This is a genomic window from Micromonospora lupini str. Lupac 08 (assembly GCF_000297395.2).
GTDB lineage: Bacteria > Actinomycetota > Actinomycetes > Mycobacteriales > Micromonosporaceae > Micromonospora > Micromonospora lupini.
The window spans coordinates 4,781,757-4,801,919 of sequence record NZ_HF570108.1; the positions used below are offsets into that span (position 1 = coordinate 4,781,757).

The 20,163-nt window shown below is 72.6% G+C and carries 19 protein-coding genes; 9 read left to right on the forward strand and 10 right to left on the reverse strand.

What is annotated here, in order from left to right; all coding sequences use genetic code 11:
- Positions 1 to 61: 61 nt before the first annotated feature.
- Positions 62 to 745 (reverse strand): alpha/beta hydrolase, encoded by a 684-nt coding sequence (locus MILUP08_RS22845; protein WP_007462105.1) that lies wholly within the window; start codon positions 743 to 745, stop codon positions 62 to 64.
- A 281-nt stretch (positions 746 to 1,026) separates the two neighbouring features.
- Positions 1,027 to 1,320, reverse strand: coding sequence for a hypothetical protein (locus MILUP08_RS22850; RefSeq protein ID WP_007462113.1), 294 nt, complete (start codon positions 1,318 to 1,320; stop codon positions 1,027 to 1,029).
- Positions 1,321 to 1,453: 133 nt separating this feature from the next.
- Between MILUP08_RS22850 and MILUP08_RS22855 the strand changes: the two genes are divergently transcribed.
- Both MILUP08_RS22855 and MILUP08_RS22860 read left to right on the forward strand, forming a co-directional pair.
- Positions 1,454 to 2,569 (forward strand): alkene reductase, encoded by a 1,116-nt coding sequence (locus MILUP08_RS22855; RefSeq protein WP_007462115.1) that lies wholly within the window; start codon positions 1,454 to 1,456, stop codon positions 2,567 to 2,569.
- Positions 2,539 to 2,835 carry an antibiotic biosynthesis monooxygenase family protein gene (locus tag MILUP08_RS22860; RefSeq protein ID WP_007462117.1) on the forward strand — a complete coding sequence of 99 codons (297 nt, stop codon included), beginning with the start codon at positions 2,539 to 2,541 and terminating at the stop codon, positions 2,833 to 2,835. Before MILUP08_RS22855 ends, MILUP08_RS22860 begins: the two co-directional genes overlap by 31 nt.
- Before the next feature lie 63 nt (positions 2,836 to 2,898).
- Here MILUP08_RS22860 and MILUP08_RS22865 read toward each other — a convergent pair whose 3' ends face one another.
- Both MILUP08_RS22865 and MILUP08_RS22870 read right to left on the reverse strand, forming a co-directional pair.
- Positions 2,899 to 3,687 (reverse strand): SDR family NAD(P)-dependent oxidoreductase, encoded by a 789-nt coding sequence (locus MILUP08_RS22865; protein WP_007462118.1) that lies wholly within the window; start codon positions 3,685 to 3,687, stop codon positions 2,899 to 2,901.
- 28 nt (positions 3,688 to 3,715) lie between these two features.
- Positions 3,716 to 4,636, reverse strand: a complete 921-nt coding sequence (locus tag MILUP08_RS22870) for a zinc-binding dehydrogenase (RefSeq protein ID WP_007462120.1) — start codon at positions 4,634 to 4,636, stop codon at positions 3,716 to 3,718.
- A gap of 186 nt (positions 4,637 to 4,822) precedes the next feature.
- On the opposite strand from MILUP08_RS22870, the gene MILUP08_RS34800 reads away from it, so the two are divergent.
- Both MILUP08_RS34800 and MILUP08_RS34805 read left to right on the forward strand, forming a co-directional pair.
- On the forward strand, positions 4,823 to 5,344 hold the full coding sequence (locus MILUP08_RS34800; RefSeq protein WP_007462121.1) for an AfsR/SARP family transcriptional regulator: 522 nt from the start codon (positions 4,823 to 4,825) through the stop codon (positions 5,342 to 5,344).
- Entirely contained in the window at positions 5,230 to 6,273 is a 1,044-nt protein-coding gene (locus MILUP08_RS34805; RefSeq protein WP_237747284.1) for a BTAD domain-containing putative transcriptional regulator, read from the forward strand. Before MILUP08_RS34800 ends, MILUP08_RS34805 begins: the two co-directional genes overlap by 115 nt.
- Here MILUP08_RS34805 and MILUP08_RS22875 read toward each other — a convergent pair.
- From MILUP08_RS22875 to MILUP08_RS22885, 3 genes are all read right to left on the reverse strand, one after another.
- Positions 6,158 to 7,747 (reverse strand): FAD-dependent oxidoreductase, encoded by a 1,590-nt coding sequence (locus MILUP08_RS22875; protein ID WP_007462123.1) that lies wholly within the window; start codon positions 7,745 to 7,747, stop codon positions 6,158 to 6,160. The genes MILUP08_RS34805 and MILUP08_RS22875 overlap by 116 nt on opposite strands.
- Positions 7,744 to 8,721, reverse strand: a complete 978-nt coding sequence (locus MILUP08_RS22880; RefSeq protein ID WP_007462124.1) for a quinone oxidoreductase family protein — start codon at positions 8,719 to 8,721, stop codon at positions 7,744 to 7,746. The genes MILUP08_RS22875 and MILUP08_RS22880 overlap by 4 nt, the downstream gene beginning before the upstream one ends.
- Before the next feature lie 87 nt (positions 8,722 to 8,808).
- A complete protein-coding gene (locus MILUP08_RS22885) occupies positions 8,809 to 10,269 on the reverse strand; it encodes a DHA2 family efflux MFS transporter permease subunit (RefSeq protein ID WP_007462125.1) in 1,461 nt (486 codons plus the stop codon).
- A 191-nt stretch (positions 10,270 to 10,460) separates the two neighbouring features.
- Between MILUP08_RS22885 and MILUP08_RS22890 the strand changes: the two genes are divergently transcribed.
- The 5 genes from MILUP08_RS22890 (at position 10,461) to MILUP08_RS22910 (ending at position 17,324) form a co-directional block, all read left to right on the forward strand.
- Entirely contained in the window at positions 10,461 to 10,919 is a 459-nt protein-coding gene (locus tag MILUP08_RS22890; RefSeq protein WP_007462127.1) for a MarR family winged helix-turn-helix transcriptional regulator, read from the forward strand.
- A gap of 23 nt (positions 10,920 to 10,942) precedes the next feature.
- Entirely contained in the window at positions 10,943 to 11,956 is a 1,014-nt protein-coding gene (locus MILUP08_RS22895) for an LLM class flavin-dependent oxidoreductase (protein WP_007462129.1), read from the forward strand.
- Between the two features lie 78 nt (positions 11,957 to 12,034).
- Positions 12,035 to 15,073 (forward strand): AfsR/SARP family transcriptional regulator, encoded by a 3,039-nt coding sequence (locus tag MILUP08_RS22900; RefSeq protein WP_007462131.1) that lies wholly within the window; start codon positions 12,035 to 12,037, stop codon positions 15,071 to 15,073.
- Between the two features lie 42 nt (positions 15,074 to 15,115).
- A complete protein-coding gene (locus MILUP08_RS22905) occupies positions 15,116 to 16,288 on the forward strand; it encodes an amidohydrolase family protein (RefSeq protein ID WP_007462133.1) in 1,173 nt (390 codons plus the stop codon).
- Positions 16,289 to 16,370: 82 nt separating this feature from the next.
- Complete coding sequence (locus MILUP08_RS22910; protein WP_007462134.1) at positions 16,371 to 17,324, forward strand: aromatase/cyclase; 954 nt, start codon at positions 16,371 to 16,373, stop codon at positions 17,322 to 17,324.
- Positions 17,325 to 17,383: 59 nt separating this feature from the next.
- Here the strand turns inward: MILUP08_RS22910 and MILUP08_RS22915 are convergent, their stop codons facing one another.
- From MILUP08_RS22915 to MILUP08_RS22925, 3 genes are read right to left on the reverse strand one after another with little or no spacing between them, the layout of a single operon-like run.
- Complete coding sequence (locus tag MILUP08_RS22915) at positions 17,384 to 17,647, reverse strand: acyl carrier protein (RefSeq protein ID WP_007462136.1); 264 nt, start codon at positions 17,645 to 17,647, stop codon at positions 17,384 to 17,386.
- 37 nt (positions 17,648 to 17,684) lie between these two features.
- Positions 17,685 to 18,896, reverse strand: a complete 1,212-nt coding sequence (locus MILUP08_RS22920; protein WP_007462138.1) for a beta-ketoacyl synthase N-terminal-like domain-containing protein — start codon at positions 18,894 to 18,896, stop codon at positions 17,685 to 17,687.
- Positions 18,893 to 20,161, reverse strand: a complete 1,269-nt coding sequence (locus MILUP08_RS22925) for a beta-ketoacyl-[acyl-carrier-protein] synthase family protein (protein WP_007462140.1) — start codon at positions 20,159 to 20,161, stop codon at positions 18,893 to 18,895. Before MILUP08_RS22925 ends, MILUP08_RS22920 begins: the two co-directional genes overlap by 4 nt.
- Positions 20,162 to 20,163 lie beyond the last annotated feature (2 nt).

Sequence of the window (20,163 nt, forward strand, 5' to 3'; positions counted from 1 at the left end):
ACCGTGGACGGCCGCGTACGCGCGGCCGTCCACGCCGGGTCCCCGACCCCCACCGCTTCGCCTACCGCCCCACTCGACCCCCGGCGACCGTCTCGCGGACTGTGGCGCGTGCGGCGGTGTCGATGAGGTCTGCGACCGGGCCCGGCTGGGAGACCGCCACGGCGTGGGACGCGTCGATCTCGACAGTCGTGGACCCGGCCCGCTTGGCCAGGAAGCGCTGCAGGTCCGGCGGGATCCCCCTGTCCTGCGTGGTGATCATGGTCCAGGACGGGATCGTCTTCCAGGCCGCCCTGGTCACGTTCTCCGTCTGGGCGGCCTCGGTGGGCGGCCGCTGCGTTACCGCCATCAGCTCAGCGGTGTCGCGGTCGACGTCGGCGGCGAACACCTCCGGGAACTTCTCCTGATAGATGTACTGCTCCATGGCCGTGCCACCTCCGTCGAGGGCGTACGGCACCGTCTTGATCGAAGTGAGCAGCGCGCTTCCCGGGAACTTCGTGGTCAGCCCGGCCACGCTCTCGCCGACGTCCGGGCTCACGCTGGCGACGTACACCAGAGCCTTGACATTGGAGGCGCCGTCCGCGGCCTCGGTCATCACCGATCCGCCGTAGGAATGGGCGACCATCACGACCGGGCCGGACACGGTGTCCACCACGGACCGAACGTACGCCGCATCCTTCTGCACACCGCGCAGCGGGTTCGCGACGGCCATGACCGGGTAACCCCGACGCTTGAGGTGAGCGATCACCCCATTCCAACTCGACGAGTCGGCGAACGCACATGGACGAGCACGATGGTGGGCATTCCTGCCTCCTGGGCAGACATGTCAGAAGCAGCACTCATCTGGCATTCCTTTCGAGAGGCCCCGCGATCCGTCGGGACGGGGTGACGCAGACCGGGCGAGGAGAATTTTCGCCGGGGCGTTTCGTTGGCGGCGCCTATCGACCCGCAATCCGGGGCGTGCAAGTGGCGCAGCATTTAGTATCCCGAGCGGCTCGCATTCCTGTCAGCGGTACCTGGAAAACGCGCTTACGCGATCGCGCCGAGATAGTGCGATACCGCCGAGACGTCGCCGGCATCGGAAATCAGCGCGATATAGCCGTCGGGCCGGATCAGCACAAGGGTGTGGTCGGCGGCGTCGTAGGCGCCGGCAAGATGGCCCTCGGTGTCGGCGATGTCGTCGGAGCCGGTCGGTTGTCCGACGACACGGAGAGTCGTGAGGCCGGACGCGGGAGCCGCGACAGCCGACGTCGAGCTGCGTCGTGCTCGCATCGCGGTGGGTACCGCAGCCGTGATTCCCGAACAGGGCCGCCCCTCCTCCACGGCGTGATCTCCACCGGATCGGGGGCACCGCCGGGCGGTCACCTCGGCTTCCTGCCGGCCGGTGATCTGCGCTGACGCACCCTGTCCAGCAGGCCTCCACAGGTTCTCTACCGGAGGTGGTGACCATCGGCGCATGCCGACACTTTTCGAGCCGGTTCAGCTGGGTCGCCTGCGGTTACCCAGCCGGATCGTGATGGCGCCGATGGGCCGGGGGCGAGCCGACCAGCGGGGGACGCCGCTGCCCTACGTGGCCGAGTACTACGCCCAGCGGGCTGCGGCCGGCCTCATCGTCAGCGAGGCCACCAGTCCGGCTCCGCGCGCGGCCGGTCACGCGTACGGGGTGCAGTGGCACTCCGCCGCGGACACCGAGGCCTGGACCGCGGTGTCCGCGGCCGTACAGGCGGCCGGCGGACGCATGGTGCTGCAGATCATGCACGCCGGCCGGATCGGTCATCCCGGCCTCTACGGTCACCGGCCGCTGGCGCCCTCCCCGGTGGCCGCGGCCGGCATGGCCCGGACGTACGACGGCCCGCTCCCGTACCCCGAACCGTTGGAGATGTCGCCGGCCGACATCGCGGACGCGATCGAGGACGTCGTCAGGTGCGCCCGCGCGGCGATCGCGGCCGGCTTCGAGGGCGTCGAGCTGCACGGCGCCAACGGGTACCTGCTCCACCAGTTCCTGTCCGCCACTGTCAACCGTCGCTCCGACGGTTACGGCGGTCCCCCGCACCGCCGCGTACGGTTCGCGGTGGAGCTGCTGGAGGCGGTCGCCGCCGCGGTCGGCGCGGACCGGGTCGGCCTGCGACTGTCCCCCGGGTTCGGCCTCAACGACATGAGCGAACCCGACGCCGAGGTCGTCTACCCGGCCCTGCTCGACGCGCTGCGGCCTGTCGACCCGGCCTATCTGCACCTGGTCCATGGCTCCGATCCCGCCCTGGTCCGGGCGGTCCGGGCGGCGTGGGCCGGACCGATCATCGTGAACCCGGGCACCGGTGACCTCGATCCGGACGCCACCGCGAGCGTCGTGGCGGACGCGCTGACCGCCGGGTTCGACGCGGTCTCCTTCGGCAAGCAGTTCCTCGCGAACCCCGACCTGCCGCGCCGCCTGGCCGACGGCACCGGGCTGAACCGGCCGGACCCGGCGACCTTCTATCAGGGCGGCCGGCAGGGCTACCTCGACTACCCGACCGCCGACATCACGGAAGGAAAGGCCACGCCATGGTCGTTTTCGTCAACAAGCTCACGTTGATCGGTGCCGCGGAGGACCTGGAGAGCCGCTACGCCAAGGTCGCCGAGTACATGCAGACCCGCCCCGGGCTGGTGAGTTACGTCCTCAGCCGCTCCCAGAAGGACCCGTCGACCTACTACAACATCGCCGAGTGGACGGACGAGGAGTCCTTCCGCAGGGCGCTGCAGGAGCCGGAGTTCCGCAGCCGGCTGGACCGGCTGACCGGCATCATCAAGGGTGAACCGCACCTGACCGAACCCGTCCTCCGCTACGACGCGACCAACTGACCGCACGCGCGGCGGCCGCCCGGGGTTCTCGCCCCGGGCGGCCGCCGCGTGTGCGGTCGATGATCAGTAGTTGCCCAGGCCACCGCAGACGTTGACGGCCTGGGCCGTCATCGAGGCCGCCGTGTCGGTGACCAGGTAGCCGACCAGCCCGGCGACCTCCTCCGGCGTCGAGTAACGCCCGAGCGGGATCTTCGCCTGGAACCGCTCCAGCACCGCGTCCTCGGTGACACCCCAGTGCGCGGCGTACCCCTGGCGGACCCGGACCGCCATCGGCGTCTCCACATAACCCGGGCACACCGCGTTGACGGTGATCCCGCTACCGGCCAGCTCGAATCCGAGCGCCTTGGTGAACCCGACCACCCCGTGCTTGGCGGCGGTGTACGGAGCGGCGAGCGCCACGCCCTGCTTGCCGGCGGTGGAGGCGATGTTGATGATGCGTCCCCAGCCCTGCTCCCGGATGCCACCGGCTCGGAGCACTTCGCGGGTCACCCGGAAGGTGGCGGTGAGGTTGGTGGCGAGGATGTCGTCCCAGAGCGCGTCCTCCAGCTCGGCCGTGACTCCGCCGCCGGATCGGCCGGCGTTGTTGACAAGCACCCCGATCGGTCCGAAACGGTCCACCGCGGCGGCGACGAGCCGGGTGACGTCGTCGGTGGATCGGACGTCGGCCACGGTGCCGTCGACGTCCAGGCCCCGGCCGCGGAGCTTGTCGGTGATCGTGGCGACCTGCTCGGCGTCGCGGGCGCAGAAGAAGGTCGCGAGGCCGCTCTCGGCCAGCGTCTCGACCACGGCCAGGCCGATGCCGCTCGTGCCGCCGGTGACCAGGGCCGCGCCGCGGCGCGTCGATTCCGTCATCGTGGTGTCCTCTCTTCCGGTGGTGGGTTCACAGGCCGAGTACGACCCGGCCGGTGACCCGGCGTTCCAGTAGTGCCTCGATGGCGGAGTCGGCGTCCGCCCAGTCAGCCCGCAGCCCGACGTGCGGTCGTAGACGGTCGTCGGCGACAAGGCCGAACAGCGTTGCCAGGTCCCGAGCGGCCGGGCGGCGCTCGATCTCGTCGAGCAGGAACAGGTGCTCCAGGCGTACGCCGGCGCGGGCATGCCCCCAGTCCGGTGGCAGGACCAGGTCGGCCCGGACGGTGTTGCCGAAGACCACCGCCACACCGCCCGCACGCAGCCTGACGAACGCGTCGCGGAAGACGGTCCCGCCGACGCTGTCGATCACCACGTCGACCGCCTCGTCGGGCGGTGCCGCGTAACCCGCGTGGATCCGGTGGCCACGCTCGGTCAGGTGCCGACCGCGTTCCGGGGTGCCGGTCCACCCCAGCGCCGTCGCGCCGGCCGCGGCGGCCAGGTCGGCCACGAATCCGCCGACTCCACCACTGGCGCCGGTGACCAGCACCGAGCGGCCGAGCAGCCACCCGGCCCGCTGCAGGGCGTACAGCGCGGTGAGGCCGGCCACCGGTACCGCCGCCGCGATGGCGGGCTCGACACCGTCGGGCAGTGCCGCGAGGCGGTCGGTACGTACGGCGGCGAGCTGAGCCCAGCTCGTCGAGGCCGCCAGTCCGGCGACGGGCGTGCCGGCCGGTGGGCCGGTGCCGTCCTCGGCCGCCTCGACGACCGTGCCGGCGACGTCCAGGCCGAGCTGGGATCCCGGTGGGCGTCGGGCGGCGAGCAGCAGGTCGGCCCGGTTGACGGCGACGGCCCGCACCTCGACCAGCGCTTCGCCGGGAGCCGGGCGCGGGTCGGGCAGAGATTCCAGACGAATTCCGTGGGACACGTCCGCGGACGTGACGAATGCCTTCACAAGGTCCTCCCTCTCGGTCCCTTCGTACCGGCGGGTTCTGGAGGCCGGGTGGAGAACGGCCCGTGAGACCGGCATCACGGCGGACCGCGTTGCCAGGCTCGGATCGGCGCGGGCAGGATGAGCCGGGAACACAAAGGGCGACGGCAGGGCAACTTTGCGCAACCGGTTGTCCAATGGGGAGACTCGGTGACCGATTTTCGCCTTCTCGGCGCACTGGACGTCACGGTCGACGGGGTTCGGGTGCCCGTACGCGCCCCGAAACAGCGCGCTCTCCTGGTGACCCTGCTGTTGCGAGCCAACGACGAGGTGCCGATGGACGAGCTCTACTGGCGCCTGTGGGATCAGCGGCCACCGGCAGCGCCAGCGGCGGCGCTGCACGTCCACGTCGCGCGGTTGCGGGCGGTGCTCGGCGACCGTAGCGGGACGGCCGGGCGAGAGGGGCGGCCCCGGGTGCGCTCGCTCGGCGGCGGATACCTGCTGCAGACTCCGCCCGAGACCGTGGATCTGTTCCGGTTCCGCAACGCCGCCCAGGAGCCCTGCGGGCCCGGCAGTCCGGCGATACGACAAGCGAACTCAGACACGTACGGGCAGCCCTGGGAGAGTGGCGCGACGACCCGCCCGCGGGGACGGCGCTCGCCTCGCTCGCCGTCGTTCCCTCCCTCGCCGCCGAAGCCGGTCCGGCACTGCTCGAGGAACGGTTGCGGCTGATCGAGCGGCGCTTCGAGCTTGAGGGATATCCGCCGGGCGAGCTCGTGCCGCGCCTGCGCGCTCTGGTCGCCCTGCACCCGACGCGCGAGCGACCCTGGGCCCTGCTCGTGTCCGCGCTGCGTCGCGCCGGCGACCGGGAGGCCGCGATGGTCGCGTACGACGAGGCCACCGCGACGCTCCGGACCCGGCTGGGCCTGGCGCCGGGGCCGGAGCTCACGGCCGAATACCGGCGGATCACCGGCGACCGCTGGCACGCGCGGACCGACGTGCCGACACCGGCCACTCACCGGACGCTGCGCGGCGAGGGGTGGGCAGCGGTCATCGATGCCCTGACCAGCAGGCACGACGGCACCGCGCTGCCCCTGGTCTGCCTGGCCGGGCCGGCCGGCGAGGAGCGGACCGCGGATCTCGTCGCGCTGGCCCGGCATCTGCGCGAGGAGTTTCCGGACGGTCAGTGGTACGTGCGGCTCACCGGGCCCGACGGGCGGCCCCACGACCCGGGCCGGTTGCTGGCCCGACTGCTGCGGTTGTCCGGTGCGACCCCCGACGCCGTCCCGGCGGGCGGGCGGCAACTGGTGAACGCCTATCGGGCCCGGCTCACCGACCGGCGCGTGCTGCTCCTGCTCGACGACGCCCGGGACGCCGAGCAGGTACGCGACCTGCTACCGGGCACGTCCCGGTGTGCCGTGGTCACCGTCGGCGACGACGTACGCCCCGAACTGGTGGCGCTGCACGGCGCCCGGTCGATCGACCCGGACGGCAGCGTCGGACCCGGGCCGTACCAGCGCCGCCGCCAGCGGCGGATGTCCCTCCTCACCGTCGCAGGACAGCCCGCAGAACCTCCTCCAGCCGAGCACCGGGATCATCCACCAGGTCAGGCGACCGCCACGCCACGAAGCGGTCGGGCCGCACCAGCGAGGCGCCGGTGAGTCCGACTCCGTAACGGGCCGGGAAGTCCTCCGCCGTGATGGTGTGCACCGTGAGTGGAACGCCGAGACGCTCGGCGACGCGGATCGTAGGTGCCGCCCATGCTTCGCCGGCCGGGCCGGTCAGCAGCACGAAGCCGGCACCGAACAGCGCCGTCGTCGACGACGTGACGCCCTCCGGGGTGACAAGCGTCAGATAGGGAGCCCGCGACCCGGGCCGGCCCGTCGCCGAGGCCGGGTCCTCCACCAGCGCACCGTCCTCGTCCGGGTCGGTGAGCACCGCTCCCGAGGGGTAGCGGTAGCCGAAGGCCAGCACCGTGGGCGGCAGCGGTTCGGGTACGTCGTCGTCGCGCAGTTCCGGCGCCACCCGTTCGACGAGGTTGGCGAACTGCTGCTCCACCAAGAGCCGGGCGTACGGTCGACGTTCGGTTTCGAAGGTGCGCAGGAGGTCGGGGCCGGCCCAGCCCTGTAGCACGGCGGCGAGCCGCCAGCCCAGGTAGAGCCCGTCCAGGATCGCGGTGTTGCCGCCCAGCCCGCCGGTCGGCGGCATCACGTGTGCGGCGTCACCGGCCAGGAGTATCCGGTCCACCTGGAACCGTTCCGCGACTCCGCAGGCGATCGACGTCTCACCGGACTCGACGATGTCCAGGGGCAGGTCCTCGCCGAGCCCGAGATCCGCGGCGATCTGCCGGACGACCCCGTCCGCGGAGCGGTGCCAACCCTCGGGAAGCTCGGGCGCCAGGTGGCGGAAGTAGCCGTACAGTCCGGGAATTTCGGTGTTGAACAGCACCGCACGGCCGATGTGGAACGCCGCGAAGCGGGAACTGTCGGCAGCTCCCGGAGTGTGCGCGAGGGGTTCGCTGAGGTCCGCTTTGAACAGCACCCGCAGGACCTGGCCGACCACGCCCCTGCCCTGCAGCGGGATGCCCAGCGCCTCGCGGACCGGGCTGCGCCAGCCGTCGGTGGCCACCACGTACTGCGCCCGGATCCGGTACCGCCGGCCGGTGTCCGCCTCCTCGACGTGCGCGGTGACACCGTCGGCGTCCTGGGCGAGACCGATCAGCCTGGTGCCGAAGCGCAGCTCGGCGCCGAGTTCGTGGGCACGCTCGGCCAGTGCCCGCTCCGCACCGGACTGGCTCGCGGTGCACCACTCCTCCGGGGACACGTGTCGCATCGTGAGTTCCCTGCCGCTGACGAGCGTACGGACGACGGGTCCGGCCAGCCGGGGCGCGAGGACCATGCTGAACTCGCTGCGGTCCGGGCGGCTCAGCTCATGGATCCGGTCGGCAACGCCGGCGATGCGCAACGCCTCCATGGTGTGCGGGTACTGGCCCGTCGCCTTGACCGCGGTGGAGGTGCCGGGGCGGCGCTCCACGACAAGCGCGCTGACGCCGTGCAGGCCCGCGAAGATCGCCGTGCTCAGGCCGGCCGGTCCGGCTCCGACCACCAGGAGGGGCCGATGCTCGACGGCGGTCACGGGACGAGCACCACGCGGCCGAGCTGACGGCGGTCCTCGATGAGCCGGTGGGCCTGGGCCGCCTCCTCCAGGGGAAGCACCGCGTGGACGGCGACCCGCAACCGACCGTCACGAACCAGCTCGGTCAGCTCCCGTTGGTGGTGGGCCGCTTCGTCCGGAGCGGCGGCGAGCCAGGCGTCGAGGGCCGTACCGACGACGGTCCGCAGGCCGAGCAGATCGGTCAGAGTGACCCGACCGGCCTCGCCCGAGGCACCCGCGAAGCCGTAGTAGACGAGCCGGCCGAACGGGTTGAGCAGGGCGATGCTCGGCGACAGGACCGCGCCTTCCACGCTGTCGAGGACCAGGTCGACGCCGGTGCCGCCGGTCACCTCACGCACCCGGTCGGGCCAGTCCGGCCGGGAGTAGTCCACGACGGCGTCGGCGCCGTGGGCACGGACGAAATCCGCCTTGGCCGGCGAGCCGACGCCGCCGATCACCAGCCCCGCCCCGCGCAGCCGGGCCAGTTGGGTGACGAGGTGGCCGATCGCCCCGGCGGCGGCGTGCACCAGCACCGTCTCGCCGCGGGCGAGCCGGCCGACGCTCAGGACGCTCGCGGCGACCTGGGCCGTCGAGGCGAGAGCGGTGGCGACCGGTGCCGGAACATCGTCCGGCACCGGCACCGCCTGGGCGTCACCGATCAGCACCAGATCGGCGTACGCGTCGGTCACGCCCCACGCGGCCAGCCGGTCACCGACGGCGAAGCGGTGGGCGCCGGGCCCGACTGCGACGACCCGGCCGACCACGTCACCGTGCGGCGCCCGGGGCACCGGGGACGGGAAGGGCGCCGTACCGGAGCGCAGCTGGGTCTCGATGAAGTTGACCCCGACGGCCTCGACCTGGACCAGGAGCTGACCGTCGCCGGGCACCGGGTCCGGTGCCTTGTCGACGGTCAGCACCTGCGGACCACCGTGCTCGTAGTAACGGATGACACGCATGCGGGTATCCCTTCCGTTGCCGCGGCGGCGAAACACCACCGCTGCCGGTTGTAGCCGGCTGCGCTCGCGGCACGGTCGAGGGAGGCCCTAAGCGCGTTGTTGCTCCGGGGTCCGCCACGGGCCGGGCACCAGGGCCGCGGCGAGCCCCGCCACCACGGCGAAGCCCGCCACCAACCAGTACGTCCGGCCGTACGCTTCCGAGGGGAAGCCCGAGGTGCCACTGAGCCGCTGTTGCAACGCGACCGCGACCACCGCGATACCCAACGACCCGCCGATCTGGTTGAGGATGAACAGGGCGCTGGTGGCCCGGGGAGCGTCGTCGGGGCCGACCGCGAGGTACATGAACGCCATCAGGCCGGGCACTGTGAAGCCGATGCCGAAGCCGCCGACGCCGAACGCGACAGCGGTCAGGGCCGTCGAGGTGTGGTCACCGACGCTCGACAGCACCAGCGCGGCGATCGTGGCGAGCAGCATCCCGATCGGAGCGGTCACGCGGGCGGTGAGCCGGGCGCCGGCCTTGCCGACGGAGATCGCCCCGGCGGCGCCGAGGATGCCCGAGGGCACCATGAGCAGGCCCGCGTGCAGCGCGCCGAATCCGCGTGCCTGCTGGTAGTACAGCGGAGTCAGGAACAGCAACGTGTTGGCGACAGCCCCGACGAGCAGCATGGTGACGACCGACATCGTGAAACCGCGCTGGGTGAACAGCCGCACGTCGATCAGGGGCTCGGCAGTGCGGCGGGCGTGCAGCACGTACGCCAGCAGCAGCGCCGCGCCGACGGCGAAGGCCGTGACCGCCGCCGGATCGCCGAAGTCGCCCCGGTGGGCCGCGGTGGTGAGCCCGTAGATGAGCACCGCGAAGCCGGGTGAGAGCAGGGCCAGACCGATGACGTCGAGGCGTGGCCGCGGAGCTGCGGAGTCCGGCGCGTCGGCCGGCAGCGTCCGGAGGGCGAGCAGCAGTGCGATGACACCGACCGGCAGGTTGATGAGGAACATCCAGCGCCAGCTGATGTCGTCGACGAAGAAGCCGCCGAGAATCGGCCCCAGCACCGGCCCGACGGTCAGCGGGATCGAGATCAGGCCCATCGCCTTGGTGACCCTGGCCGGGCCCGCGGCGCGGGCGATCGCGGCCTGGACGACCGGGAAGATCATTCCGCCACCGAGCCCCTGGAGCAGGCGGAACGCGATCAGGCTGCCGGCCGACCAGGCCAGGCCGGACAGCAGCGAACCGACGGTGAACAGGACGACCGCGAACACCCAGATCTGGCGGACACCGAACCGGTCCACGCCCCAGCCGGAGATCGGGGTCGCGACGGCGACGGCGAGCAGGTATCCGGCGGTGACCCACTGGATGGTCGACAGCGAGGTCCCGAAGACGGTGACGAGGCGGTCCACCCCGACGTTGACGATGGTCTCGTCCAGCAGGGCCATGAGCAGTGCCAGCAGCAGCACTCCGGCCATCTTGAGGAATGCGGGATCGAGGCGGTCGGTCTCCGGGACAGCGGGCTTGTCGCCGGGAGCGCGCTGGGGCGCGCTGGTGTCGCTGGCCATGGTCGTTACCTCCGAGCGGCAGTACGGTCCGGATTGACGCGCACAGAATACATGTAGGTGCAGACATTTCTGAGCGCCTCAAGCCCTAGTCGACCACAAATTACGCTCTGACCTGACGGAAAATGAATGCGTGTACATTGAGTACGCATGGACGTGTAAGGTGTACGGCGACGACTCGGAGGGCGGGCGGGATGGCGGAACGACGCGGCGGGCAGCCGGATGTGCTCGACCTCTGGCGGCAACTGACGGTCCTCACCGGCCGCCTGGGCCAGACGCTCGACAAGCGCCTCGTGCGGGAGTTCGACCTCACCCTCACCGAGCTGCTGGTGCTCGACGAGCTGACCCGCGGCAACCCGCGCGGCATGCGCATCCAGGACCTCAGCGACGCGGTGGCCCTCGACCAGTCCTCGATGAGCCGCCTGGTCAGTCGCCTCACCGCCAAGCAACTCGCCGCCCGGGTCAGCTGCGACCACGACCGCCGCGGCGTCTACTGCCAGATCACCGACCTGGGCACCGAGCGGCACGCCGCGGCCACCCGGGTCAGCCGCGCCGAACTCGGTGCGGCACTGGACGCAGCCGCCTTCGACGACCGGCTGGCATCCGTGGTGGCACGGCTGACCCGCCCGGTCGTCGCGCCCGCCGACACCTGAGACCCGACCGAGGGAGTCACCCCGTGCAGTTGTCGATCCTGGACCAGTCGATGATCCCGGAGGGGTCCACACCGACTCAGGCGCTTACCAACACGCTCGATCTGGCCCGGACGGCCGACGCGCTCGGCTACCACCGCTACTGGCTCGCCGAACACCACGCCACGGCGTCGTTCGCGAGCCCGGCCCCCGAGGTCATGATCGCGCGGCTCACCGCGGAGACCACCGGCCTGCGGATCGGCAGCGGCGGCGTGCTGCTTCCGTACTACAGCCCGTTCAAGGTGGCCGAGACGTTCCGGGTGCTGCAGGCGTTGGCCCCGGGCCGGATCGATCTGGGCATCGGCCGGGGCGCCGGAGCCTCGTCCCGGGACGCCCGGCTGCTCAACCCCTCCCTCGGCGATCACTCCGACCAGTCCTTCGCCGAGCAGGTGAGCGCCGTCCGGGCGTTCCTCGGCGGGCCGGGCGACCGGGGCGGCATCATGCCGACCGTGGACGGCGTGCCGCAGGTCTGGCTGCTGGGCGCGAGCACGTCGAGTGCCGTGCTCGCCGGGCGGCTCGGCCTGCCCTACTCGTTCGCGCACTTCGGCCGTCCCGAGGTCGTCACCGAAGCGGTACGCGCGTACCGGGCCAGTTTCGACGCACGCGGCGGTGGCAGCCCGCGGGTGATGGTGGGCATCGGGGTGTACTGCGCGCCGACCCGCGCCGAAGCCGAGCACGTCTTCGCCAGCCAGCGGCTGTTCCGGCAACGCATGACGCAGGGCGACCTGCGGCCGGTGCCCGCCCCGGAGACCGCGCTCGCGGAACTCCACTCCCGACCCGCGGCAGCGACCCGCGGCCCGGAGGAGTGGCCGCGATATGCGGTCGGCTCCCCCACCGACGTCGCCGCACAGCTCACCGCGATGGCCACCGCGGTGGGCGTGGACGAGTTCGTGGTGCTGTCCACCATCCACGGACACAGCGACCGCGTGCGCTCGTACGCGCTGCTGGCCGACGCTCTGGGCCTACGACCGCGCACGACCCCGGCCCTGCAACGCGCATGACACCTGTCAACCTTCGCGATCCCCGCTCGCAACATCGACGAACAATGATGGAAGGGGCTATTCGCGAGGGAGGACCGTGTGAGCGTGCCAGCCACCCCGACAGAGGAGTACCGCGTCCTCGGGCCGCTGACGGTGGTTGTCGCCGGCCGCTCCGCGCCGGTGACCGCACCGAAGCAGCGCATCATCCTGGCAAGCCTGCTGCTGCGGGCCGGCAGCTGGGTCACCGCCACGGAACTCGCGAACGCCCTGTGGGACGACCGAGCACCGAAGGACCCTCGCAGCGCCCTTCAGGTGCACCTCACCCGCTTGCGCGCCCGGTTCGCCACGATCCACCCGGAGAGACCCGATCTGATCGAGACCCGCCCCGGCGCGTACCGGATCGTGGTGCCGCCCGGATCGCTGGACCTGGACCGCTACCGGGACGCGATCGCGCAGGCCCGCTCCGCCCGACGCGCCGGGTCCGCCGATGTCGAGCTGGCCTGGTTGCAGCAAGCCCTGGCCCAGTGGCGCGGCGACCCGCTCGCGTTGGTGCCGTCGGCCCGCATCCAGCGGGAGGTGGTCACCGCCCTGGTGGATGACCGGCTGCGCTGGATGGAGCGCCGGTTCGAGTTGGCGTTGGCCACGGGCCGGCACGCGCAGGTCATCGACGAGCTACGCGCCGCGACCCTCGCTCATCCCGAGCGTGGACGTCTGTGGGGCCACCTCATGGACGCCCTCGCCGAGACCGGCGACCGGGCCGCCGCGATCGCCGCGTACCACCAGGCACACAGGAGGCTGCGCGACGAACTGGACGCCACACCCGACACGGAGCTGCGGCGCCGCTACCGCCGGCTGATCGCCGAAACAGGCCAGAGTCGCGGCAACGCGGTGATCCCGACGACGGGCCTCGGCGGATGGCGGGCACAGTGCCAGCTGCCACCGGACATCGCCGATTTCGTGGGGCGGGCGGACGTCTCCCGCGAACTGTGCACGACCCTCGGGTCGGGCGACACGCCTGTGGTCTGCCTGACCGGGGTGCCGGGGGTCGGGAAGTCCGCGCTCGCCGTGCGGGTCGCCCACCGCCTCCGGGCCCGGTTCCCCGACGGCCAGTGGTACGTGTGCGCCGGCGACGGACGGACCTGGCCCGACATCCTCGCGGAGATGCTGACCACCTCCGGAGTGGAACAACCGCCGACCGGCACCACTGCGGCAGTGTCCCTGCTCCGCCGGCGCCTCACCGGACGGCGACTGCTGGTGACGATCGACGACGCCCCGGAAGGCGACCCACCACACGGGCTCCTTCCCCTTCCCGCCGGATGTGCCGTCCTGGCCGTACGGCGCGGCGATCCACCGGCCCTGGACTGCGACGTCGCCCACGTGGTCACCCTGGACGTCCTCTCCCCCACGGAAGCCGCGGCACTGGTGACCGACATGGTCGGCCAGGCCCGGGTCAGCCGTACGCCCGCCGCGCTGGAGGCGCTTGTCGAACGCTGTGACCGGCTGCCACTGGCACTCCGGATCGCCGGCGCCCATCTGGTCACCCATCCGGCCCGCGACATCGGCGAGTTCGCCGAACTGCTCGGCGCGGACCCGCTCGGCACGCTCAGCCTGCCCGGCAGCCGACGGGCAGCGGTCCGGACGGCCTTCGAACTCGCCTACTCCGCACTGCCCACGGCCGTCCGGCGGCTCTTCCGGTTCCTCGAACTCGTACCCGGGTTCGCGCACCGTGTCGAGACGATCGCCGAGGTGACCGGGATGTCACCGTCCAGCGCAGCCGCGACAGTGGCGGACCTGGTCCGCGCCCGGCTCGCCGAACTCGCGCCCGACGGGGTCATCCGCCTGCACAGCCTGGTGGCCCGGTTCGCCGCCGAGCGCGGTCTCGACGAGGATCCCGCGGCGGATCGGCGGGCCGCGCTGGTCCGGCTGGGAACGTCGTTGCTGAACGTCGCCGACGAGGCGGTGCGGCTGTGTCATCCGGATGTGGTGCGGGTCGGTGCCGGCACCGGGCAGGGGACCTTCGGCAGCCACCGGGCGGCCCGGACCTGGCTGCAACGGGAGCGCCGCAACCTCGTCGCGGTCGCGGTGTACGCCGCCTCCGCCGGGCTGACCCCGCTCGCCGTGGGTCTGACCGACGCGCTGCGCGGGCCCTGCGGTGCCGACCGGCACCACACCGACTGGCGGATCGCCGCCGAGGCCGCTGTCGCGGCCACCGATCCGCTCCGCGAGCCCACGTACGCCGCCGTCGCCCGGCTCAACCTGGGACTGGCGTTGCAGGGGCTCAACGACCTGGGGGCCGCCGAGATCCATCTGCGGCAGGCCTGCGACCAGCTGCGCCGACGGGGTCCGGCCGAGTTGGAGGTCGTCGCCGTGACCGCTCTGGCCATGCACCGCCTGCAACAGCCGACCAAGCGGTTCGACGACGCCATCGGCCTGCTCCACCGTGGCCTGCGACAGTGTCGACAGCTGGGGCTGCGGCACGCCCAGGCACGCTGCCTGCTGTACCTCGGGATGGCCCACCACGCGCGCGGCGAACTGCGCCTTGCGTACCGTCAATTCAGCGCCGCGGCGCGGATCGGCGAGCGCGCCGGGGACTACTCCGCCCAGGCGGAGATCCTGGCCCGCCTCGGCGGTGTCTGCGGTGAGCTCGGCGCGCACCGCGAGGCGGTTCGGCGGTTACGGGCGGCCCTGCGGCTCGGCCGGTGGGCCCGCTCGGCGCACTCGGTCGCGCTCGCCTCCTACGGACTGGCCCGGATAAGCCGCGCCCAGGGCCGAGCGGACCGCGCCCACGCACACGTGGCCCGCGCCATCGCCTTCGCCGAAACCGGCGGTTATCTCGCCGTGCTGGTCAACGCCCGCAATCTGCTCGCCGGCCTGTATCGGGACGAGGGCCTGACCGGGCCCGCGGAGCTGGAGTACCGGCGCGCGCTGGGCGAGGCCGAGCGGATCGGTCATCCGGGCGCCCGGTGCGAGGCGCTGACCGGCCTCGCGCTGCTGGCCCACGGGCACGGTCGCGACCAGCAGATCCCGGTGATGGCCCGGCAGGCGGCCGTCGCCGCCCGGGCCGCCGGGTCACCTCGACTGCTGTCCCAGGTCCGGGAGTTGCTCGCCACACTCCAGCCGGCTCCGAGCAGGCGCTGAGACGCTGCCCGGCGACGCGGACGGGCAGCCGAAGGGTGAACGATGGTAGCGATCCGAGCACGGCGGCTCTTCGACGGCGAGCGAATGATCCGGGCCGAACGGCCGACCGTGCTCGTCGACGGCGGTGTGATCCGGTCGGTGTTCGACGGGCCACCGCCGTCCGGGCACGAGGTGGTCGACCTGGGTTCCGCCACGCTGATGCCGGGCCTCATCGACGCCCACGTCCATCTCGCGTTCGACGCCACGGCGGACACCGTGGCCGGCCTCGTCACCGCCGACGACGACGTGGTGCTGGACCGGATGCGCTCGGCCTCGGCCGCCACGCTCGACGCCGGCGTCACCACCGCCCGCGACCTCGGCGACCGCGGCTACCTGGGCGTGCGGGTACGCGCCGAGACCGCCGCCGACGTCCGTCTCGGCCCGCGACTGCTGGTGGCCGGGCCGCCGATCACCTCGGTCGGCGGCCACTGCTGGTTTCTCGGCGGTGAGGTCGAGGGAGTCGAGGCGATCCGCGCGGCGGTCCGGGAGCGGGCGGCGCGGGGCGTCGACGTGGTGAAGGTGGTCGTCACCGGCGGCCGGCTCACCGCGGGGTCCCATCCGCACGAGGTGCAGTTCGGGCCGGCCGAGCTGTCCGCCGTGGTGCAGGAGGCGAAGCGGCACGCTCTGCCGGTCACCGGGCACTGTCACGCCGCGGACGGTATCGCCGACGCGGTCGCGGCCGGATTCGACGGCGTCGAGCACTGCACGTTCGTCACCGCCGACGGCACCAACGTGGATCCGGCGCTGCTGAGCCGGATGGCTGCCGCGGGCACCCGGGTCACCCTCACCCTGGGCTCGGTTCCGCAGCCCGGGGACCACACCGGCCCGGACGGGGTCGACCCCCGCCGGAAGGCCGTGCACGACGCGCTGTGGCGCGTCGCCACCTCGGGGGTACCCGTCGCCTGCGCCAGCGACGCCGGCTGCGGGCCCGGTAAACCGCACGGATCACTCGCCTACGCGGTCCTGGCGATGGCTGATCTCGGGTTCTCGCCGACGGAAGCACTACGAGCCGTCACCTCGGGTGCCGCCCAGGTCTGCGGGATCGCCGATCAGGTCGGCCGGATAGCCCCCGGGTACCAGGGCGACCTGCTCGCGGTCCACGGCGATCCGGCCATCGACCCGGGGGCGCTGCGGCACGTCGCCGCGGTGTTTCGCGCCGGGCTCCGGGTGCGGTAGCTCTCCAACGGCGCTCCACCGGACGCCGATCGGCGCCCGGGACGCTCGGGGCGTACCCCATCCGACCGGTAGGAGGACCGCCGTGCCCGAACCCGAAGTCCACATCACCCGGCACAGCATCGACGTCGACGCACCCGTCGACGCCGTGTACCCGATCATCGCGGACGTCACCAGGTGGCCGTACACGTTCGGGCCGACGGTCCACGTCGACCTCCTCGAACGTCACGCCGGCGGACCGCAGCAGACCGAGCGGCTCCGGTTGTGGGCCGTCGCGAACGGCCTCGTGCGGTCGTGGACCTCGCGGCGCACCCTGATCCCGGCCGCCGGCCGTGTCGTCTTCCGGCAGGAGGTGTCGGCGGCTCCGGTCGCGTCGATGGGCGGCGAGTGGCAACTCGAAGCGCTCGACGGCGGCCGCACCCGGGTGCTGCTCCTGCACGACTTCACTGTCGTCGACGACGAGCCCGACGCGGCCGCCTGGGTGGAGCGCGCCGTCGACGCCAACAGCACTGCGGAACTGGCCGCGCTGCGCGCCGCGGCGCGTTCCGCCAATGCCGGCACCCGGCTCTCGTTCGAGGATTCGGTGAGTGTCCCGGCCCCGGCGTCCGACGTGTACGACTTCCTGTACCGCGCCGACCGGTGGGTCGAACGGCTGCCGCACGTCGCCCGCGTCGACCTCACCGAGGACGAGCCGAACGTCCAGACCCTGGAGATGGACACCCTGGCCCCGGACGGTGCGGTGCACACGACCAGGTCGATCCGGGTCGGGTTCCCCGCCGAGCGGCTCGTCTACAAGCAGACCACCCTGCCGCCGCTGCTGGCGGCGCACACCGGCGTCTGGACGCTGCGCCCCGAGGGCGACGGGGTCACCGTCACCTCGCACCACACGGTGGTGCTGCGCCCCGAGCGCATCGAGGAACTGCTCGGACCGGGAGCCACCCTCGCCGGCGCCCGCGAGCTGGTCCAGCACAACCTCAGTACCAACAGCATCCGCACCCTGGAGCAGGCCCGCCTGCACCTGCAACCGGTAAGCGACTGACCGGCGGCGGACACGGCGATGCGCGGCGACCGGACGGTCTGCCGCGCATCGCCGTACGATCACACCCCGGTCAACGTACGGTTGACGTCCTCCAGGAACGCCCGGGGCGTGTCGCAGCGCTCGACCACCTCGTCCGGCAGTGCCACCGAGAACTCGCGGGACACCCGCGAGACGGTCTCCAGGATGGCGAGTGAGTCGAAGCCGAGTTCGACGAACGGGGTGTCGAGGATGTCGCCGTCGATGTCGACGGTGTCGTCGTCGCCGGCCGCCTCCCGCAGGATGCGCCGCAGGTCGTCGAGGCTGAGCAGTTCGCGAGTGGTCATGGCAGGTGGTCCCTTCGGTTGTCGGGTCGCTCGGACGTCACTGCTGCGACCGGCGGAGCACCGCGGCGGCGTTGAAACCGCCCCTGCCCCGGGCCAGCACCAGCACGCAGTTCAGCGGCAGCGACCGGGGCGAGCCGGTCACCAGGTCGATCGGGCAGTCCGGGGCGGGCGCGTCCACGCCTGCGGTGTGCGGGGCGACACCATCGCGCAGGGCCAGCAGGGCGGTGGCCAGATCCAGCGCGGCAGCGCCCGCCTGCAGCCGTCCGACCATGGTCTTGGGCACGGTGACGGGCACCGCCCGGGGCCCGAAGACCGCGGCCAGCGCGGCCGCCTCGGCCCGGTCGGCGGCCCGGTCGGCCGTGCCGTCGGCGAAGACGAGACCGACGTCGGCCGGGACCACCTGCGCATCACGCAGGGCACCGGTGATCGCCCGCCGCAGACCGGTCTCCGGGGCACCGGCGGGGTCGAACGTCGCGGCGTAGCCGGCCAGTTCGCCGTACACCTTCGCGCCCCTGGCGCGCGCCGCGTCCCGGTCCTCCAGCAGCAGGTGGGCGCCGCCCTCCCCCGGCACGGCGCCGTCCGCGTCGGCGGCGAACGGCCGGTACGCCCCGTCGGGGTCGGTGCGGCTGGTGTACCCGCCCGTACTCACCAACCCGGCGATCCCGAGCGGGCAGAGGGCGCCGTCCACGCCGCCGGTGAGGATCGCCGGGGTGCCGCGTCGGATCTGCCGGCGCGCGTGCCCCACCGCGTCGAGCCCGCCCGCGTGGTCGGTGACGAGTGCCGCACCGGGTCCCCGCAGGTTGTGACGGATCGAGATCTGCCCCGAATTGACAGCGTAGAACCAGGCGAACGACTGGTAGGCGCTGACGTGGCTGCCACCCTTGCTCCAGAGGTTCTCCAGCTCCCGCTGGCCGAACTCGAAGCCACCCATCGAGGAGGCGGTGGCGACGCCGATGTCGTAGCGAAGTCCGCCGGCGGCCGGCACCCCCGCGTCGGCGAGGGCCTGCTCGGCCGCGTAGAGACTGAGCCGGGTCATCCGGTCGGTCTGCGGCAGCAGCCGCCCCGGCAGGTGCTCCTCGGCGACGAAGCCGGACACCTCACCGGCCAGGCGCACCGGGTATCCGCTCGGGTCGAAGCGGGTGATCTCCCGGATGCCGGCCCGTCCGTCCAGGGTCGCCCGCCAGTACGCCTCGGTTCCCAGCCCGTTGGCCGCGGCCACGCCCAGGCCGGTCACGACGGCGGCGCTCATGCCGTCCTCCGATCCGGACGGGCCAGCACGACGGCGCTCTGGAAGCCACCGAAGCCGCTGCCGACGCTCAACACGGTGTCGACCCGCTGTTCCCGGGCGGTCAGCGGAACGTAGTCCAGATCGCACTCGGGGTCGGCGACATGCAGGTTCGCGGTCGGCGGGACCACGCCGTACTCCATGGCCAGCGCGCACGCGACCAGCTCCAGCGCGCCGATCGCACCGAGTGAATGCCCGATCATGGATTTGATCGAGCTCACCGGTACCCGGTAGGCGTGGTCGCCGAGGCTGCGTTTGAACGCCGCCGTCTCGTGGCGGTCGTTCTGTTTGGTGCTCGATCCGTGTGCGTTGACGTAGTCGACGCCCTCCGGTGCGATCCGTGCCTCGTCCAGGGCCACCCGGACCGCCTCGGCCATCTCCACACCGTCGGGCCGTAGCCCGGTCATGTGGTACGCGTTGCTGCGACTACCGAACCCGGCGACCTCCGCGTACACGTGCGCGCCCCGGCGCCGCGCGTGTTCCAGCTCCTCCAGGACGAGCACGGCCCCGCCTTCGCCGAGGACCAGCCCGTTGCGGGTGGCGTCGAAGGGGCGCGACGCGTGGGCCGCGTCGTCGTTGCGTGGGCTGGTCGCCTTGATGGCGTCGAAGCAGGCGAGCGTGATCGGTGAGATCGGGGCGTCGGTGCCGCCGGCGACGACCACGTCGGCGCTGCCCTCGCGGATCAGTTCGGCGCCGTGCCCGACGGCGTCCAGTCCGGAGGTGCAGCCGTCGGAGATCAGCGCCACCGGCCCCTGCGCACCAACGGTGTGGGCCACCTCGGCCGCCGCCGAGCTGGGCACGAACCAGTCGTACAGGTGCGGAACCGCGTACTCCGGGTCGACCAGCCAGGACCGGCCGCCGTCGCTCAGCACGACGTACTCCCGTTCCATGCTCGTGGTGCAGCCGACCGCACAGCCCAGCGACACGGCCAGCCGTTCACCGTCCGTGCCGGGCAGGTCGAGGCCACTGCCCGCGATGGCTTCGCGGGCCGCGGCGACCGCGAACTGGGTGGCCCGATCCATCCGCCGCGCCTCCTGCGGGCTGAGCCCGGCCTCGACCGGATCGAAGTCGCACTCGGCGGCGATCCTCGACCGGTACGGCGACGGGTCGAATGCGGTGATGGGTCGGGTCGCGGTGCGGCCCGAGCTGAGCAGGTCCCAGTACTGCTTGAGGTTGGTACCACCCGGAGCGACGGCTCCGAGCCCGGTGACGACCACACGACGACTCATGG